Source organism: Paraburkholderia sp. RAU6.4a (assembly GCF_050435625.1).
Taxonomy (GTDB): domain Bacteria; phylum Pseudomonadota; class Gammaproteobacteria; order Burkholderiales; family Burkholderiaceae; genus Paraburkholderia; species Paraburkholderia tuberum.
Genome location: NZ_JBNDKQ010000002.1, coordinates 2,229,617 through 2,244,464, shown reverse-complemented (window position 1 = coordinate 2,244,464; position 14,848 = coordinate 2,229,617). Strand labels below are relative to the sequence as shown.

Annotated in this window: 29 protein-coding genes; all 29 read left to right on the top strand. The window is 58.5% G+C overall.

Features of this window, described 5'->3' with window-relative positions; translation table 11 throughout:
• Positions 1-123: 123 nt before the first annotated feature.
• The 29 genes from rpsJ (at position 124) to rplQ (ending at position 14,825) form a co-directional block, all read left to right on the top strand.
• Positions 124-435 (top strand): 30S ribosomal protein S10, encoded by a 312-nt coding sequence (rpsJ, locus tag OKW40_RS15230; RefSeq protein ID WP_006998489.1) that lies wholly within the window; start codon positions 124-126, stop codon positions 433-435.
• Between the two features lie 201 nt (positions 436-636).
• The gene (rplC, locus tag OKW40_RS15225) at positions 637-1,296 is read left to right on the top strand and encodes a 50S ribosomal protein L3 (RefSeq protein ID WP_090805499.1); all 660 of its coding nucleotides are present in this window, start codon (positions 637-639) and stop codon (positions 1,294-1,296) included.
• A complete protein-coding gene (rplD, locus tag OKW40_RS15220) occupies positions 1,296-1,916 on the top strand; it encodes a 50S ribosomal protein L4 (RefSeq protein ID WP_090802165.1) in 621 nt (206 codons plus the stop codon). The genes rplC and rplD overlap by 1 nt, the downstream gene beginning before the upstream one ends.
• Positions 1,913-2,227 (top strand): 50S ribosomal protein L23, encoded by a 315-nt coding sequence (gene rplW, locus OKW40_RS15215; RefSeq protein ID WP_008923345.1) that lies wholly within the window; start codon positions 1,913-1,915, stop codon positions 2,225-2,227. The genes rplD and rplW overlap by 4 nt, the downstream gene beginning before the upstream one ends.
• A gap of 2 nt (positions 2,228-2,229) precedes the next feature.
• Positions 2,230-3,057: a 50S ribosomal protein L2 gene (gene rplB, locus OKW40_RS15210; protein ID WP_184065465.1), complete on the top strand. Its 828-nt coding sequence runs from the start codon at positions 2,230-2,232 to the stop codon at positions 3,055-3,057.
• A 10-nt stretch (positions 3,058-3,067) separates the two neighbouring features.
• Complete coding sequence (gene rpsS, locus OKW40_RS15205; protein WP_006998484.1) at positions 3,068-3,343, top strand: 30S ribosomal protein S19; 276 nt, start codon at positions 3,068-3,070, stop codon at positions 3,341-3,343.
• Between the two features lie 12 nt (positions 3,344-3,355).
• Entirely contained in the window at positions 3,356-3,685 is a 330-nt protein-coding gene (gene rplV / locus OKW40_RS15200) for a 50S ribosomal protein L22 (protein WP_004199272.1), read from the top strand.
• Between the two features lie 11 nt (positions 3,686-3,696).
• Positions 3,697-4,503 (top strand): 30S ribosomal protein S3, encoded by an 807-nt coding sequence (gene rpsC, locus OKW40_RS15195; protein ID WP_012434570.1) that lies wholly within the window; start codon positions 3,697-3,699, stop codon positions 4,501-4,503.
• Between the two features lie 2 nt (positions 4,504-4,505).
• Positions 4,506-4,922 (top strand): 50S ribosomal protein L16, encoded by a 417-nt coding sequence (gene rplP / locus OKW40_RS15190; RefSeq protein ID WP_008923342.1) that lies wholly within the window; start codon positions 4,506-4,508, stop codon positions 4,920-4,922.
• A 10-nt stretch (positions 4,923-4,932) separates the two neighbouring features.
• Positions 4,933-5,127, top strand: coding sequence for a 50S ribosomal protein L29 (gene rpmC / locus OKW40_RS15185; protein WP_007180130.1), 195 nt, complete (start codon positions 4,933-4,935; stop codon positions 5,125-5,127).
• Positions 5,124-5,396, top strand: coding sequence for a 30S ribosomal protein S17 (rpsQ, locus tag OKW40_RS15180; protein WP_007180129.1), 273 nt, complete (start codon positions 5,124-5,126; stop codon positions 5,394-5,396). The genes rpmC and rpsQ overlap by 4 nt, the downstream gene beginning before the upstream one ends.
• A 290-nt stretch (positions 5,397-5,686) precedes the next feature.
• Positions 5,687-6,055 (top strand): 50S ribosomal protein L14, encoded by a 369-nt coding sequence (gene rplN, locus OKW40_RS15175; RefSeq protein WP_006998478.1) that lies wholly within the window; start codon positions 5,687-5,689, stop codon positions 6,053-6,055.
• Positions 6,056-6,064: 9 nt separating this feature from the next.
• Positions 6,065-6,373: a 50S ribosomal protein L24 gene (rplX, locus tag OKW40_RS15170; RefSeq protein WP_429490373.1), complete on the top strand. Its 309-nt coding sequence runs from the start codon at positions 6,065-6,067 to the stop codon at positions 6,371-6,373.
• Between the two features lie 16 nt (positions 6,374-6,389).
• Entirely contained in the window at positions 6,390-6,929 is a 540-nt protein-coding gene (rplE, locus tag OKW40_RS15165; protein ID WP_090802163.1) for a 50S ribosomal protein L5, read from the top strand.
• Positions 6,930-6,936: 7 nt separating this feature from the next.
• Positions 6,937-7,242 carry a 30S ribosomal protein S14 gene (gene rpsN, locus OKW40_RS15160; RefSeq protein ID WP_090802162.1) on the top strand — a complete coding sequence of 102 codons (306 nt, stop codon included), beginning with the start codon at positions 6,937-6,939 and terminating at the stop codon, positions 7,240-7,242.
• A 14-nt stretch (positions 7,243-7,256) separates the two neighbouring features.
• Complete coding sequence (gene rpsH, locus OKW40_RS15155; RefSeq protein ID WP_006052216.1) at positions 7,257-7,652, top strand: 30S ribosomal protein S8; 396 nt, start codon at positions 7,257-7,259, stop codon at positions 7,650-7,652.
• A gap of 18 nt (positions 7,653-7,670) precedes the next feature.
• Positions 7,671-8,201, top strand: coding sequence for a 50S ribosomal protein L6 (rplF, locus tag OKW40_RS15150; protein ID WP_018420154.1), 531 nt, complete (start codon positions 7,671-7,673; stop codon positions 8,199-8,201).
• A gap of 12 nt (positions 8,202-8,213) precedes the next feature.
• Positions 8,214-8,579 (top strand): 50S ribosomal protein L18, encoded by a 366-nt coding sequence (gene rplR, locus OKW40_RS15145; protein WP_134169729.1) that lies wholly within the window; start codon positions 8,214-8,216, stop codon positions 8,577-8,579.
• A gap of 14 nt (positions 8,580-8,593) precedes the next feature.
• On the top strand, positions 8,594-9,112 hold the full coding sequence (gene rpsE / locus OKW40_RS15140) for a 30S ribosomal protein S5 (RefSeq protein WP_184065468.1): 519 nt from the start codon (positions 8,594-8,596) through the stop codon (positions 9,110-9,112).
• Positions 9,113-9,123: 11 nt separating this feature from the next.
• Entirely contained in the window at positions 9,124-9,306 is a 183-nt protein-coding gene (gene rpmD, locus OKW40_RS15135) for a 50S ribosomal protein L30 (RefSeq protein WP_008923335.1), read from the top strand.
• Positions 9,307-9,335: 29 nt separating this feature from the next.
• A complete protein-coding gene (gene rplO / locus OKW40_RS15130) occupies positions 9,336-9,770 on the top strand; it encodes a 50S ribosomal protein L15 (protein WP_075303261.1) in 435 nt (144 codons plus the stop codon).
• A 46-nt stretch (positions 9,771-9,816) separates the two neighbouring features.
• Positions 9,817-11,163 (top strand): preprotein translocase subunit SecY, encoded by a 1,347-nt coding sequence (gene secY / locus OKW40_RS15125; RefSeq protein ID WP_090802158.1) that lies wholly within the window; start codon positions 9,817-9,819, stop codon positions 11,161-11,163.
• An 8-nt stretch (positions 11,164-11,171) separates the two neighbouring features.
• Positions 11,172-11,390 carry a translation initiation factor IF-1 gene (gene infA, locus OKW40_RS15120; protein WP_004521905.1) on the top strand — a complete coding sequence of 73 codons (219 nt, stop codon included), beginning with the start codon at positions 11,172-11,174 and terminating at the stop codon, positions 11,388-11,390.
• Between the two features lie 20 nt (positions 11,391-11,410).
• The gene (gene rpmJ / locus OKW40_RS15115) at positions 11,411-11,527 is read left to right on the top strand and encodes a 50S ribosomal protein L36 (RefSeq protein ID WP_004199844.1); all 117 of its coding nucleotides are present in this window, start codon (positions 11,411-11,413) and stop codon (positions 11,525-11,527) included.
• A gap of 41 nt (positions 11,528-11,568) precedes the next feature.
• On the top strand, positions 11,569-11,934 hold the full coding sequence (gene rpsM / locus OKW40_RS15110; protein ID WP_013589830.1) for a 30S ribosomal protein S13: 366 nt from the start codon (positions 11,569-11,571) through the stop codon (positions 11,932-11,934).
• A gap of 28 nt (positions 11,935-11,962) precedes the next feature.
• Positions 11,963-12,367 carry a 30S ribosomal protein S11 gene (gene rpsK, locus OKW40_RS15105; RefSeq protein ID WP_006052224.1) on the top strand — a complete coding sequence of 135 codons (405 nt, stop codon included), beginning with the start codon at positions 11,963-11,965 and terminating at the stop codon, positions 12,365-12,367.
• A gap of 147 nt (positions 12,368-12,514) precedes the next feature.
• The gene (rpsD, locus tag OKW40_RS15100; protein WP_013090752.1) at positions 12,515-13,138 is read left to right on the top strand and encodes a 30S ribosomal protein S4; all 624 of its coding nucleotides are present in this window, start codon (positions 12,515-12,517) and stop codon (positions 13,136-13,138) included.
• A gap of 124 nt (positions 13,139-13,262) precedes the next feature.
• Entirely contained in the window at positions 13,263-14,240 is a 978-nt protein-coding gene (locus OKW40_RS15095; protein ID WP_007730697.1) for a DNA-directed RNA polymerase subunit alpha, read from the top strand.
• A 192-nt stretch (positions 14,241-14,432) separates the two neighbouring features.
• Entirely contained in the window at positions 14,433-14,825 is a 393-nt protein-coding gene (gene rplQ / locus OKW40_RS15090) for a 50S ribosomal protein L17 (RefSeq protein ID WP_013090750.1), read from the top strand.
• Positions 14,826-14,848: the final 23 nt, after the last annotated feature.

The window sequence follows — 14,848 nt, the reverse complement described above, 5'->3', positions numbered from 1 at the left end:
GACGATTGCTGTAGCAGTCTGTAGCGCCCGGGCTCGGGCACTCGCTCTGCGCGAGCGTCCGAGCCTACGTTCTTTTTCTAATCGGCGGTGCAATATCGCCTCGCTCTTTTCAAGGAATTTGTCATGCAGAACCAGAAAATCCGCATTCGCCTGAAGGCTTTCGACTATCGCCTGATCGACCAATCGGCAGCTGAAATCGTCGATACGGCAAAGCGGACTGGCGCGATTGTTCGTGGTCCCGTACCCCTGCCGACCCGCATTCAACGCTTCGACATCCTGCGTTCGCCGCACGTCAACAAGACCTCGCGTGACCAGCTCGAAATCCGCACTCACCAGCGTCTGATGGACATCGTTGACCCGACGGACAAGACCGTCGACGCGCTCATGAAGCTGGATCTCCCGGCTGGCGTGGACGTTGAAATCAAGCTGCAGTAAGGCTTCCAGCCCTTGCCCGGCCACCCGGGCAACGCTAAGTCATTGATTGCTTGCGGAAAACGAAAAGGCTCGCTATACTGTTGAGCTTTTCGCGCATTTGCGTAAAAAAGTCGGCGCCCTGCAGCATGGTTTCATGCCCGAAGCGGTGCCGGCATTTTGTAAATTAGCCCCGACCAATCGCAGTCGGGAATGGAGAAAACGATGAGCCTTGGACTCGTAGGTCGCAAGGTTGGTATGACCCGTATCTTCACGGCTGAAGGGGATTCAATTCCCGTCACCGTGCTGGACGTGTCCGACAACCGCGTGACGCAGATCAAGACTGTTGAAACCGACGGCTACACGGCCGTGCAGGTTGCCTTCGGTACGCGCCGTGCATCCCGCGTGACGAAGCCGTTGGCAGGTCATCTCGCCAAAGCCGGTGTTCAAGCCGGTGAAATCCTCAAAGAATTCCAGATCGATGCCGCTAAGGCTGCCGAACTGTCGAGCGGCGCCGTGGTTGGTCCCGAGCTGTTCGAAGTGGGCCAGAAGGTCGACGTGCAAGGCGTGTCGATCGGTAAAGGCTACGCCGGTACCATCAAGCGTTATAACTTCTCGTCTGGCCGTGCATCACACGGTAACTCGCGCTCGCACAATGTGCCGGGCTCGATCGGTATGGCGCAGGATCCGGGTCGTGTTTTCCCGGGTAAGCGCATGACCGGTCACATGGGTGATGAGAAGGTAACGGTGCAAAACCTCGAAATCGCTCGTATCGATGCTGACCGCAAGTTGCTGCTGGTCAAGGGCGCCGTTCCGGGTGCGAAGGGTGGCAAGGTATTCGTTACGCCGGCCGTGAAGACGCGTGCCGTGAAAGGAGCGAAATAATGGAACTTAAGCTCCTGAATGCCAATGGTCAGGAAAGTGCAGGCGTTAGCGCGTCGGACGTCGTGTTCGGCCGCGACTACAACGAAGCCCTGATTCACCAGGTGGTGGTTGCGTACCAGGCGAATGCCCGTAGCGGCAACCGCGCGCAGAAGGATCGTGAGCAGGTCAAACACACGACCAAGAAGCCGTGGCGCCAGAAGGGTACGGGCCGCGCCCGTGCCGGTATGTCGTCGAGCCCGCTGTGGCGCGGCGGTGGCCGTATTTTCCCGAATTCGCCGGAAGAAAACTTTTCGCACAAGGTCAACAAGAAGATGCATCGTGCAGGTCTCTGCTCGATCTTCTCGCAGCTGGCCCGCGAAGGCCGCATCTCGGTGGTCGATGAGTTGACGCTCGAAGCGCCGAAGACGAAGCTGCTGGCCGAAAAATTCAAGGCGATGGGTCTCGATTCCGTGCTGGTGATTACCGACACGGTTGACGAAAACCTGTACCTCGCGTCGCGCAACCTCGCCCACGTGGCGGTTGTGGAGCCGCGTTACGCCGACCCGCTGTCGCTGATCTACTTCAAGAAGATCCTGATCACGAAGGCTGCGGTCGCCCAGATCGAGGAGTTGCTGTCATGAGCGAGATTCGCAAGAACGATCATCGTTTGATGCAGGTCCTGCTCGCGCCGGTGGTCTCCGAAAAGGCGACGCTGGTGGCCGACAAGAACGAACAGGTTGTGTTCGAAGTCGCGCCGGATGCCACGAAGCAGGAAGTGAAAGCTGCAGTCGAGCTGCTGTTCAAGGTGGAAGTCGATTCCGTCAACGTGCTGGTCGCGAAGGGCAAAGCCAAGCGCTTTGGTCGCTTCATGGGCAAGCGCAAGGACGTGAAGAAGGCGTACGTCTGCCTGAAGCCCGGCCAGGAAATCAACTTTGAAGCGGAGGCCAAGTAATCATGGCAATCGTGAAAGTTAAGCCGACTTCGCCGGGTCGCCGCGCGATGGTCAAGGTGGTCAACAAGGAACTGCACAAGGGCAAGCCGTTCGCAGCGCTGCTCGACACGCAGTCGTCGACCGCCGGCCGTAACAACAACGGTCACATCACCACGCGTCACAAGGGTGGTGGTCACAAGCATCACTATCGTGTCGTCGACTTCCGTCGCACGAAGGATGGTATTCCCGCAAAGGTCGAGCGTCTCGAGTACGACCCGAACCGTAGCGCGAACATCGCGCTGGTTCTGTACGCAGACGGCGAGCGCCGCTACATCATCGCTCCGAAGGGTATTGCCGTCGGTCAACAGCTGATGTCGGGTTCGGAGGCGCCGATCCGCGCAGGTAACACGCTGCCGATCCGCAACATCCCGGTCGGTACGACGATTCACTGCATCGAAATGCTGCCGGGCAAGGGCGCGCAAATGGCGCGTTCGGCGGGTACGTCGGCGATGCTGCTGGCTCGCGAAGGCATCTACGCGCAGGTTCGTCTGCGTTCGGGCGAAATCCGCCGCGTTCACGTTGAATGCCGCGCAACGATCGGTGAAGTAGGCAACGAAGAGCATAGCCTCCGTCAAATCGGTAAGGCTGGTGCGAACCGCTGGCGCGGTATCCGCCCGACGGTGCGTGGCGTTGCAATGAACCCGGTCGACCACCCGCACGGTGGTGGCGAGGGCAAGACTGCGGCAGGCCGCGATCCGGTGAGCCCGTGGGGCACGCCGACGAAGGGCTATCGCACCCGCAGCAACAAGCGCACGACGAGCATGATCGTCCAGCGCCGTCACAAGCGTTAAGGAGTAGGCAATGGCACGTTCTATTAAGAAAGGTCCGTTCTGCGACGCCCATTTGCTGAAGAAGGTTGAGGCGGCTGCAGCATCGCGTGACAAGAAACCGATCAAGACCTGGTCGCGTCGCTCGACGATCCTGCCGGACTTCATCGGCCTGACGATCGCCGTTCACAACGGCCGTCAACACGTTCCGGTGTATGTCACGGAAAACATGGTCGGCCACAAGCTTGGCGAGTTCGCACTGACCCGTACGTTCAAGGGACACGCGGCCGACAAGAAGGCCAAGAAATAAGGGGCAATCAAGATGGAAGTGAAAGCAATTCATCGCGGTGCCCGCATCTCGGCGCAGAAAACGCGCCTTGTGGCTGACCAGATCCGCGGTTTGCCGGTCGACAAGGCGCTGAACGTTCTGACGTTCTCGCCGAAGAAGGCTGCGGGGATCGTGAAAAAGGTCGTGCTGTCGGCGATCGCGAATGCGGAGCACAATGAAGGCGCCGATATCGACGAGCTCAAGATCAAGAGCATCTACGTCGACAAGGCAGCATCGCTGAAGCGTTTCACCGCGCGCGCTAAAGGCCGCGGTAACCGCATCGAGAAGCAATCCTGTCACATCACTGTGACGGTCGGGAATTAAGGGGTCATACGATGGGACAGAAGATTCATCCGACTGGCTTCCGTTTGGCCGTCAGCCGCAATTGGGCTTCGCGTTGGTACGCGAACAACAACAATTTCGCGGCGATGTTGCAGGAAGACATCGGTGTTCGTGAATACCTGAAGAAGAAGCTGAAGAACGCGTCCGTCGGCCGCGTTGTGATCGAGCGTCCTGCAAAGAACGCGCGTATCACGATTTTCAGCTCGCGTCCGGGTGTCGTGATCGGCAAGAAGGGTGAAGACATCGAACTGCTGAAGTCCGAGCTGCAAAAGCGCATGGGCGTTCCGGTTCACGTCAACATCGAAGAAATCCGCAAGCCCGAAACGGACGCGCAACTGATCGCTGATTCGATCACGCAACAGCTCGAGCGCCGGATCATGTTCCGCCGCGCGATGAAGCGTGCGATGCAGAACGCGATGCGTCTGGGTGCTCAAGGCATCAAGATCATGAGCGCTGGCCGTCTGAACGGTATCGAAATCGCCCGTACGGAATGGTATCGCGAAGGTCGCGTGCCGCTTCATACGCTGCGTGCGGATATCGACTACGCAACGTCGGAAGCAAAGACGACGTACGGCATCATCGGCGTGAAGGTGTGGGTCTACAAGGGCGACACGCTCGGCCGCAACGACGCACCGGTGGTCGAAGAAGTCGCCGAAGAAAAGCGTCCGCGCCGCAATGCACGTCCGGGTGGCGATCGCCGTCCGCGTCGTGATGGCGAAGGTGGTGGCCCGGCAGGTGCACGCCGTGGCGCTCCCCGACGTGCTGGCGGTGCCGGCGGCGACGGGAAGACTGGAGAATAACGATGCTGCAACCGAAACGCAGAAAGTATCGCAAAGAGCAGAAAGGTCGTAACACCGGCGTTGCTACCCGCGGCAACGCGGTGTCGTTCGGTGAGTTCGGCCTGAAGGCTGTCGGTCGTGGCCGTCTGACCGCGCGCCAGATTGAAGCGGCGCGTCGTGCAATGACGCGTCACATCAAGCGCGGTGGCCGCATCTGGATCCGGATCTTCCCGGACAAGCCGATCTCGACCAAGCCGGCGGAAGTGCGTATGGGTAACGGTAAGGGTAACCCGGAGTACTACGTCGCTGAGATTCAACCGGGCAAGATGCTGTACGAAATGGACGGCGTAACCGAAGAACTGGCGCGCGAAGCGTTCCGTCTGGCTGCAGCGAAGCTGCCGCTGAAGACGACGTTTATCGTGCGTCAGCTCGGCGCCTAAGGAGCAAATGATGAAGGCTTCCGAACTTCACCAGAAAGATCAGGCCGCGCTCAACAAGGAGCTGTCGGACCTGTTGAAGGCGCAATTCGGCCTGCGCATGCAACTCGCGACTCAGCAGCTCACGAACACGAGCCAGCTGAAGAAGGTCCGTCGCGACATCGCGCGTGTGCGGACCGTCCTGACTGAGAAGGCGAACCAGAAATGAACGATAGCGTAAAAACCTCGCTCAAGCGGACGCTGGTCGGCAAGGTCGTCAGCAACAAGATGGACAAGACGGTTACCGTGCTGGTCGAGCACCGCGTGAAGCACCCGATCTACGGCAAGTACGTCGTGCGGTCGAAGAAGTACCACGCGCATGACGACGCGAACACCTACAACGAGGGTGACCTCGTTGAAATCCAGGAAACTCGTCCGATTTCGAAGACGAAGGCTTGGGTTGTGGCTCGCCTGGTCGAGGCTGCTCGCGTCATCTAATGTCGCAAAGCTGTAGAAGTAGTTGAAATCGCAGTAAGTTTCGCTTGCAAGACCGAGATTATTTGATATAATTTCGGTCTTCCCTCTTTGTGGGAGCCCCGTCGCGGGCGAAGTTGGTGGGGGAAGCGGTTCGGGCGCCAGCCCAGACCGAAGGATTCACCGGATTGCGATGGCGGGTTTCGTTTGCCGTCGCTGCTGTTCTAACCCAAGCAGCCGATCGGCTGACGGGACCAAGACTGACCGGGAAGCGCCATGGTGGCGTGACCGGATTAAGTTGGGAAAGATAAACCATGATCCAGACCGAAACTCGGCTTGAAGTGGCCGACAACACGGGTGCACGTGAAGTCATGTGCATCAAGGTGCTCGGCGGCTCGAAGCGTCGTTATGCCAGCATTGGCGACATCATCAAGGTGACTGTCAAAGAGGCAACGCCGCGCGGGCGCGTGAAGAAAGGCGAAATCTACAACGCCGTGGTGGTTCGCACCGCCAAGGGCGTGCGTCGTCAGGACGGCTCGCTGATCAAGTTCGACGGCAACGCGGCTGTGTTGCTCAACACCAAGCTCGAACCGATCGGTACCCGTATTTTTGGGCCTGTCACGCGCGAGTTGCGTAGCGAACGATTCATGAAGATCGTTTCGCTGGCGCCTGAAGTGCTGTAAGGAGTCGCGATGAACAAGATTCGCAAGAGTGACGAAGTTATCGTCATCACCGGCAAAGATAAGGGCAAGCGTGGCGTGGTGCTGGCCGTTCACGGCGAGACCGTGACTGTCGAGGGCATCAACCTCGTCAAGAAGCACGTCAAGCCGAACCCGATGAAGGGTGCGACGGGCGGCGTGGAAGCCAAGACGATGCCGCTGCAAATTTCGAACGTCGCATTGGTGGACGCGAATGGCAAGCCATCGCGTGTAGGCATCAAGGTCGAAGGGGGCAAGAAGGTCCGTTTCCTGAAGACGACCGGTGCCGTACTGAGCGCCTGACGCTGCGGAGTAAAAAATGGCTCGTTTGCAAGAGTTTTACAAAGAGAAGGTTGTACCCGGCCTCATCGAGAAGTTCGGTTACAAGTCCGTGATGGAAGTGCCGCGCATCACCAAGATCACCCTGAACATGGGCCTTGGCGAAGCCGTTGCTGACAAGAAGATCATCGAAAACGCCGTTGGCGATCTGACGAAGATCGCGGGCCAGAAGCCGGTGATCACGAAGGCACGCAAGGCAATCGCTGGCTTCAAGATCCGTCAGGGCTATCCGATCGGTGCAATGGTCACGCTGCGTGGCCAGGCAATGTACGAATTCCTGGACCGTTTCGTGACGGTTGCGCTCCCCCGTGTGCGCGACTTCCGTGGCGTGTCGGGCAAGGCGTTCGATGGTCGCGGCAACTACAACGTCGGTGTGAAAGAGCAGATCATTTTCCCCGAAATCGACTACGACAAGATCGACGCACTGCGTGGGCTGAACATCAGCATCACGACGACTGCGAAGACTGACGACGAAGCAAAGGCTCTGCTCGCCAGCTTCAAGTTCCCGTTCAGAAACTGAGGTTACCGTGGCTAAACTGGCACTGATCGAACGTGAAAAGAAGCGTGCTCGCCTCGCCGCCAAGTACGCTCCCAAGCGTGCAGCATTGAAGGCAATCATTGGCGATACGAGCAAGTCGGAAGAAGAGCATTACGCAGCACGCCTGGAACTGCAGCAACTGCCGCGAAACTCTAACCCGACCCGTAAGCGCAACCGTTGCGCAATTACCGGTCGTCCGCGCGGCACGTTCCGTAAATTCGGGCTGGCGCGTAACAAGATTCGCGAAATCGCGTTCCGCGGCGAGATCCCTGGCCTGACCAAGGCGAGCTGGTAATAGGAGAAACATAAATGAGCATGAGTGATCCTATCGCCGATATGCTGACTCGCATCCGCAATGCGCAGATGGTCGAGAAGGTTTCGGTGACTATGCCCTCGTCGAAAGTCAAGGTTGCGATTGCGCAGGTCCTGAAGGACGAAGGTTATATCGACGATTTCGCAGTGAAGTCCGAAGGTGCGAAGTCGGAATTGAACATCGTGTTGAAGTATTACGCTGGCCGTCCGGTCATCGAGCGCATTGAACGCGTCTCGAAGCCTGGTCTGCGTGTGTACCGCGGCCGTAACGACATCCCCGTGGTCATGAATGGCTTGGGCGTGGCAATCGTGTCGACGCCGAAGGGCGTGATGACGGACCGCAAGGCACGTGCAACGGGCGTTGGCGGCGAAGTCATCTGCTATGTCGCTTAAGGCCGAAAGGAGAGAAACATGTCTCGAGTAGGTAAGAGCCCAATCGCGCTGCAAGGCGCGGAAGTGGCCCTGAGCGCCGACAGCATTACTGTCAAGGGTCCGCTGGGTACGATTTCGCAGGCTGCCAACAGCCTCGTGAAGGTAGTGAACGACAGCGGCACGCTGAAGTTCGAGCCGGTCGATGAAAGTCGCGAGGCGAATGCGATGTCGGGCACGATGCGCGCGCTGGTTGCGAACATGGTGCACGGCGTGACGAAGGGTTTCGAGCGCAAGCTGACGCTGGTCGGCGTCGGTTACCGCGCACAAGCGCAAGGCGACAAGCTGAACCTGTCGCTGGGTTTCTCGCACCCGGTGGTGCACCAGATGCCGGCTGGCGTCAAGGCAGAAACCCCGTCGCAAACCGAAATCGTGATCAAGGGGATCAACAAGCAACAAGTCGGTCAAGTCGCTGCAGAAGTGCGCGGCTACCGCCCGCCGGAGCCCTACAAGGGCAAGGGCGTGCGTTACGCCGATGAGGTTGTGATCCTCAAAGAAACGAAGAAGAAGTAAGGGTGCGCAATCATGGATAAGACTCAATCTCGCCTGCGCCGCGCTCGTCAGACGCGTATCAAGATCGCTGAGCTGCAGGTCGCGCGTCTCGCCGTGCATCGCACGAACACGCACATCTATGCGCAAGTGTTCTCGCCGTGCGGCACCAAGGTGCTCGCTAGCGCGTCGACGCTCGAAGCCGAAGTGCGTGCGCAACTGGCCGATCAATCGGGAAAGGGCGGCAACGTTGCTGCTGCAACCCTGATCGGCAAGCGCATTGCAGAAAAGGCTAAGGCTGTCGGCATCGAATCCGTCGCCTTCGACCGTTCGGGTTTCCGTTACCACGGCCGCGTGAAAGCGCTGGCTGACGCGGCGCGCGAAGCCGGACTCAAGTTCTAAGGGAAGAATTCGTCATGGCAAAGATGCAAGCTAAAGTTCAGGCTGACGAACGCGACGACGGCCTTCGTGAAAAAATGATCGCGGTTAACCGCGTGACCAAAGTCGTGAAGGGTGGCCGTATTCTCGGCTTCGCTGCACTGACCGTGGTTGGCGACGGTGATGGCCGCGTCGGTATGGGCAAGGGCAAGGCGAAGGAAGTGCCGGTCGCTGTCCAGAAGGCGATGGAACAGGCTCGCCGCAACATGTTCAAGGTGCCGTTGAAGAACGGTACCTTGCAACACGAAGTGCACGGTAAGCACGGCGCATCGATGGTCCTCCTCGCTCCGGCGAAGGACGGTACCGGCGTGATCGCAGGCGGCCCGATGCGCGCCGTGTTCGACGTGATGGGCGTGCAGAACGTTGTGGCCAAGAGCCACGGCTCGACGAACCCCTACAACCTCGTTCGTGCGACGCTCGATGGTCTGCGCAAGCAGTCCACGCCGGCCGACATCGCTGCGAAGCGTGGCAAGTCCGTCGAAGAAATTCTGGGCTAAAGGTGGACACCATGTCTGATAAAACTGTCAAGGTCCAGCTCGTCAAGAGCCTGATCGGCACCCGTGAATCGCACCGTGCAACGGTGCGTGGCCTGGGCCTGCGCCGACTCAACTCGGTTAGCGAGTTGCAGGATACGCCGGCTGTGCGCGGCATGATCAACAAGGTTTCGTACCTCGTTAAGGTCATCAGCTAAGCGGCTGACCAGGACTCAAGGAGTTGATAATGGAATTGAATAACCTGAAGCCGGCCGAAGGCGCGAAGCACGCAAAGCGCCGCGTTGGTCGCGGCATCGGCTCCGGCCTCGGCAAGACCGCTGGCCGTGGTCACAAGGGTCAGAAGTCGCGTTCGGGCGGCTTTCACAAGGTTGGCTTTGAAGGCGGTCAAATGCCGCTGCAACGTCGCCTGCCGAAGCGTGGCTTCACCTCGCTGACGAAGGAATTCGTCGGTGAAGTACGTCTCTCGGATCTGGAGAAGCTGCCGGTCGACGAAATCGATCTGCTGGCTCTCAAGCAAGCCGGCCTCGTCGGCGAGCTGATCCGTAGCGCCAAGATCATTGCAACGGGCGAGCTCAAGCGCAAGGTCGTTGTGAAAGGTCTGGGTGCGACGAAGGGCGCACGTGCTGCTATCGAGGCAGCCGGTGGCTCTTTTGCCGAGTAACGCGCGAGTTAATTGCCGTCACTAGCACTTGCATCGGAGAAGGTACTTGGCTAACAGCCCGAGTCTCGCAAAACCCGGTCGCAGCGCGGCGAAGTTTGGCGATTTGCGCCGGCGAGCAGTGTTCCTGCTGCTGGCGCTAGTCGTCTACCGTATCGGCGCGCATATTCCGGTGCCGGGTATCGACCCGGACCAACTGGCGAAACTGTTCCAAAGCCAGTCGGGCGGCATCCTTGGCATGTTTAACATGTTCTCGGGTGGCGCACTTTCGCGGTTCACGATTTTCGCGCTGGGGATCATGCCGTACATTTCGGCGTCGATCATCATGCAGTTGCTGGCGATTGTTTCGCCGCAGCTCGAAGCGCTGAAAAAGGAAGGGCAGGCAGGTCAGCGAAAGATTACGCAGTACACGCGGATCTTCACGGTTGTGCTGGCGACGTTCCAGGCGTTCGGTATTGCCGTCGCTCTGGAAAATCAGCCGGGCCTCGTGATCGATCCGGGGATGGTATTCCGCTTGACGACGGTCGTGACGCTGGTGACCGGCACGATGTTCCTGATGTGGCTGGGTGAGCAGATCACGGAGCGCGGGCTTGGCAACGGTATCTCGATCATCATATTCGGCGGTATTGCGGCGGGTTTCCCGAACGCAATCGGTGGTCTCTTTGAACTGGTGCGAACCGGCTCGATGAGCATCATCTCGGCGATTATCGTCGTCGCGCTGATTGCTGCTGTGACCTATGTGGTGGTGTTCATCGAACGCGGCCAGCGCAAGATACTTGTGAATTATGCGAAGCGGCAGGTGGGCAACAAGATTTACGGCGGCCAGTCTTCGCATTTGCCGCTGAAGCTGAATATGTCGGGCGTGATTCCACCGATCTTCGCATCGTCGATCATTCTCTTCCCGGCAACTATCCTGAACTGGTTCAGTTCGGGTTCGCGTACCAGCTGGTTCGCAGACACGTTGCACAACGTTGCCGAAGCCCTGAAGCCCGGTCAACCGGTGTACGTGTTGCTGTACGCGTTGGCGATCGTCTTCTTCTGCTTCTTTTACACTGCACTGGTGTTTAACAGCAGGGAAACGGCCGACAACCTGAAAAAGAGCGGCGCTTTCGTCCCAGGTATCCGCCCGGGCGATCAGACGGCGCGATATATCGACCGCATCCTCACGCGTTTGACGCTTGCCGGTGCGATCTACATCGTGTTCGTTTGCCTGCTGCCTGAATTTCTGGTGCTACGCTGGAACGTGCCGTTTTATTTTGGTGGAACGTCGCTGCTGATCATTGTCGTCGTCACAATGGATTTCATGGCGCAGGTGCAGTCGTACGTTATGTCGCAACAGTATGAATCGCTGCTGAAGAAAGCTAATTTCAAAGGCGGCGGCGTCCCGATGCGTTGAAAGGACTTATGGCCAAAGACGATGTTATCCAGATGCAGGGCGAAGTAATCGAGAACCTGCCTAATGCTACCTTCAGGGTGAAGCTGGAAAACGGCCATGTCGTGTTGGGACACATATCCGGCAAAATGCGGATGCACTACATCCGGATCTTGCCGGGCGACAAGGTGACGGTTGAATTGACGCCTTACGATCTGTCGCGTGCGCGGATCGTGTTCCGGGCGAAGTGATTTGAAAAAAGGGTAATATCATGAAAGTGATGGCATCGGTTAAGCGCATTTGCCGCAATTGCAAGATTATCAAGCGCAAAGGCGTTGTGCGCGTGATTTGCAGTTCTGATCCGCGCCACAAACAGCGTCAAGGCTGAACGCCGCGCTTTTGCTTGCGCTTTTTGTTTGAGGAAAAACAATGGCTCGTATCGCAGGGGTTAACATCCCGAATCACCAGCATACTGAAATCGGCCTGACGGCTATTTACGGTGTCGGTCGCACGCGCTCGCGCGACATTTGCGTCGCTGCTGGTGTGGCATTTTCGAAGAAGGTCAAAGACCTGACTGACGCAGACCTCGAAAAGCTGCGTGAAGAAGTCGGCAAGTTCATCGTTGAGGGCGATCTGCGCCGTGAAACGACGATGAACATCAAGCGCCTGATGGATCTCGGCTGCTATCGTGGCGTGCGGCATCGTAAGGGTCTGCCCCTGCGCGGCCAGCGTACGCGTACGAATGCCCGTACGCGCAAGGGTCCGCGTCGTGCAGCGCAATCGCTGAAGAAGTAAGCGGAACTGACAGTTACAGGAAAACGTAATGGCTAAGGCTTCGAACAACTCCGCGGCGCAACGCGTTCGCAAGAAGGTCAAGAAGAACGTCGCCGAGGGCGTGGTTCACGTTCACGCGTCGTTCAACAACACCATCATCACGATCACCGACCGTCAAGGCAACGCGCTTGCCTGGGCAACGTCGGGCGGTCAGGGCTTCAAGGGTTCGCGTAAGTCGACTCCGTTTGCAGCTCAGGTCGCAGCTGAATCAGCTGGCCGCGTGGCGATGGAATACGGCGTGAAGAACCTCGAAGTGCGGATCAAGGGCCCCGGTCCTGGCCGGGAATCGGCGGTGCGCGCGCTGCATGGTCTTGGCATCAAGATCACCGCGATCTCCGACGTGACGCCGGTCCCGCATAACGGCTGCCGTCCGCCGAAGCGTCGTCGTATCTAAGACGCTGGTATTTCGAGCGCCTGTTCCCGCCTTGCGCGGTGGCGGGCTGCGCGTGTTATTGAATTGACTAAGCCCACCGTTCGACTCAAAGGGTTCGGACTAGCGCGAGTGGAAGCATTCGCGTGATAAATCACAGAAGGAATCAACGTGGCACGTTATATCGGCCCCAAGGCCAAGCTGTCCCGCCGGGAAGGCACTGACCTCTTCCTGAAGAGCGCGCGCCGTTCGCTCGCTGACAAGTGCAAGCTTGACAGCAAGCCCGGCCAGCACGGCCGTACCTCGGGCGCACGTACGTCCGACTATGGCACTCAGCTGCGGGAGAAGCAAAAAGTAAAGCGTATCTACGGTGTCCTCGAGCGCCAGTTCCGTCGCTACTTCGCTGAAGCAGACCGCCTGAAGGGCAACACGGGTGAGAACCTGCTGCAACTGCTCGAATCGCGTCTGGACAACGTCGTGTATCGCATGGGCTTTGGCTCGACGCGCGCTGAAGCACGTCAGCTCGTTGGCCACAAGGCAATCACGGTGAACGGCGTCGTAACGAACATCCCGTCGATGCAGGTGAAGGCTGGGGACGTCGTCGCCGTGCGCGAACAGAAGCGCAAGCAGGCTCGCATCATTGAGGCGCTGTCGCTCGCTGAGCAAGGCGGCATGCCGAGCTGGGTCGCGGTCGACGCGAAGAAGTTCGAAGGTACCTTCAAGCAGAAGCCGGAACGCAGCGACATCGCTGGCGACATCAACGAAAGCCTGATCGTCGAATTGTATTCGCGGTAATCGGATTGACGGCCGGGGCGCCCTGATTGCGTTGCGCAAGGGGGCGTCTCGGCTGTTTATTTTCAGGTTGTTACCGGTCAGCCTTATCGGTGTAACGAGCCGAGGGTATTGAAAAGGAAAACCTATGCAAACCAGTTTGTTGAAGCCCAAGATTATTGCAGTTGAATCGCTTGGCGAAAGCCACGCGAAAGTGGTCATGGAGCCGTTTGAACGCGGTTATGGCCACACCTTGGGCAACGCGCTTCGGCGCGTGCTGTTGTCGTCGATGGTGGGCTATGCCCCGACCGAGGTGACGATTGCAGGCGTCGTGCACGAGTATTCGACGCTCGACGGTGTGCAAGAGGATGTGGTCAACCTGTTGTTGAACCTGAAGGGCGTCGTCTTCAAGCTGCATAATCGTGACGAAGTGACGGTTACGCTGCGGAAGGAAGGCGAAGGCGTGGTCACGGCCGGCGATATCGAACTCGCACACGATTGCGAAGTCATCAATCCCGATCACGTGATTGCGCATCTGTCGAAGGGCGGCAAGCTCGACGTGCAGATCAAGGTCGAAAAGGGCCGCGGCTATGTGCCGGGCAATGTGCGTCGTTACGGTGAAGAGTCGGCCAAGATCATCGGCCGGATCGTGCTGGACGCCTCGTTTTCGCCGGTTCGTCGCGTGAGCTACGCGGTCGAAAGCGCTCGCGTCGAGCAGCGCACCGACCTCGACAAGCTCGTGATGAACATCGAGACCAACGGTGTGATTTCGCCGGAAGAAGCGATCCGACAATCGGCGCGCATTCTGGTCGATCAGTTGTCGGTGTTCGCGGCGCTGGAAGGTACCGAAGCAGCGGCGGAAGCGCCGTCGCGCGCACCGCAGATCGATCCGATCCTGCTGCGTCCGGTCGACGATCTCGAACTGACGGTTCGTTCCGCGAACTGCCTGAAGGCCGAGAACATCTACTACATCGGCGACCTGATCCAGCGTACCGAGAACGAACTGCTCAAGACTCCGAATCTGGGTCGCAAGTCGCTGAACGAGATCAAGGAAGTTCTGGCATCGCGTGGGCTGACGCTCGGCATGAAGCTCGAAAACTGGCCGCCGGCTGGTCTCGACAAGTAAGCGGACAACTCGGTCGGGTGTGGACCCGCGAATTGCACCGCTGTACTGTACTGGCAAAGGCGCGGATTTTCCTTTAAAATCCGCGTCTTGTCTTTTGTCACTACCGGCCCGTGCGCTCACTGTTTGTAGTCGATGCTGCAGAACGAGTGCGATAGAAGAGCTGGACCAAAACTTTGAACTGAAGGAATTAACATGCGTCACCGTCATGGTCTGCGGAAACTGAACCGCACGAGCAGCCACCGTTTGGCAATGCTCCGTAACATGTCCAACTCGCTGATCGAGCACGAAGTCATCAAGACCACGCTGCCGAAGGCCAAGGAACTTCGTAAAGTCGTCGAGCCGCTGATCACGCTCGGCAAGAAGCCGTCGCTCGCAAACCGTCGTCTGGCGTTCAACCGCCTGCGCGATCGTGACTCGGTCACGAAGCTGTTCGACGTGCTCGGCCCGCGCTACGCAAACCGTCCGGGCGGCTACCTGCGCGTGCTGAAGTTCGGCTTCCGCGTCGGTGACAATGCGCCGATGGCACTGGTCGAACTGCTCGACCGACCGGAAGTCGAAGAAACGGAAGTGCAAGAAGCTGAGTAAGCTTTCTGCTTCGACAAAAAGCC

Coding starts and splice junctions, on each gene's coding strand:
- rpsJ (WP_006998489.1), top strand. CDS start 124: ATGCAGAACCAGAAAATCCGCATTCGCCTGAAGGCTTTCGACTATCGC.
- rplC (WP_090805499.1), top strand. CDS start 637: ATGAGCCTTGGACTCGTAGGTCGCAAGGTTGGTATGACCCGTATCTTC.
- rplD (WP_090802165.1), top strand. CDS start 1,296: ATGGAACTTAAGCTCCTGAATGCCAATGGTCAGGAAAGTGCAGGCGTT.
- rplW (WP_008923345.1), top strand. CDS start 1,913: ATGAGCGAGATTCGCAAGAACGATCATCGTTTGATGCAGGTCCTGCTC.
- rplB (WP_184065465.1), top strand. CDS start 2,230: ATGGCAATCGTGAAAGTTAAGCCGACTTCGCCGGGTCGCCGCGCGATG.
- rpsS (WP_006998484.1), top strand. CDS start 3,068: ATGGCACGTTCTATTAAGAAAGGTCCGTTCTGCGACGCCCATTTGCTG.
- rplV (WP_004199272.1), top strand. CDS start 3,356: ATGGAAGTGAAAGCAATTCATCGCGGTGCCCGCATCTCGGCGCAGAAA.
- rpsC (WP_012434570.1), top strand. CDS start 3,697: ATGGGACAGAAGATTCATCCGACTGGCTTCCGTTTGGCCGTCAGCCGC.
- rplP (WP_008923342.1), top strand. CDS start 4,506: ATGCTGCAACCGAAACGCAGAAAGTATCGCAAAGAGCAGAAAGGTCGT.
- rpmC (WP_007180130.1), top strand. CDS start 4,933: ATGAAGGCTTCCGAACTTCACCAGAAAGATCAGGCCGCGCTCAACAAG.
- rpsQ (WP_007180129.1), top strand. CDS start 5,124: ATGAACGATAGCGTAAAAACCTCGCTCAAGCGGACGCTGGTCGGCAAG.
- rplN (WP_006998478.1), top strand. CDS start 5,687: ATGATCCAGACCGAAACTCGGCTTGAAGTGGCCGACAACACGGGTGCA.
- rplX (WP_429490373.1), top strand. CDS start 6,065: ATGAACAAGATTCGCAAGAGTGACGAAGTTATCGTCATCACCGGCAAA.
- rplE (WP_090802163.1), top strand. CDS start 6,390: ATGGCTCGTTTGCAAGAGTTTTACAAAGAGAAGGTTGTACCCGGCCTC.
- rpsH (WP_006052216.1), top strand. CDS start 7,257: ATGAGCATGAGTGATCCTATCGCCGATATGCTGACTCGCATCCGCAAT.
- rplF (WP_018420154.1), top strand. CDS start 7,671: ATGTCTCGAGTAGGTAAGAGCCCAATCGCGCTGCAAGGCGCGGAAGTG.
- rplR (WP_134169729.1), top strand. CDS start 8,214: ATGGATAAGACTCAATCTCGCCTGCGCCGCGCTCGTCAGACGCGTATC.
- rpsE (WP_184065468.1), top strand. CDS start 8,594: ATGGCAAAGATGCAAGCTAAAGTTCAGGCTGACGAACGCGACGACGGC.
- rpmD (WP_008923335.1), top strand. CDS start 9,124: ATGTCTGATAAAACTGTCAAGGTCCAGCTCGTCAAGAGCCTGATCGGC.
- rplO (WP_075303261.1), top strand. CDS start 9,336: ATGGAATTGAATAACCTGAAGCCGGCCGAAGGCGCGAAGCACGCAAAG.
- infA (WP_004521905.1), top strand. CDS start 11,172: ATGGCCAAAGACGATGTTATCCAGATGCAGGGCGAAGTAATCGAGAAC.
- rpmJ (WP_004199844.1), top strand. CDS start 11,411: ATGAAAGTGATGGCATCGGTTAAGCGCATTTGCCGCAATTGCAAGATT.
- rpsM (WP_013589830.1), top strand. CDS start 11,569: ATGGCTCGTATCGCAGGGGTTAACATCCCGAATCACCAGCATACTGAA.
- rpsK (WP_006052224.1), top strand. CDS start 11,963: ATGGCTAAGGCTTCGAACAACTCCGCGGCGCAACGCGTTCGCAAGAAG.
- OKW40_RS15095 (WP_007730697.1), top strand. CDS start 13,263: ATGCAAACCAGTTTGTTGAAGCCCAAGATTATTGCAGTTGAATCGCTT.
- rplQ (WP_013090750.1), top strand. CDS start 14,433: ATGCGTCACCGTCATGGTCTGCGGAAACTGAACCGCACGAGCAGCCAC.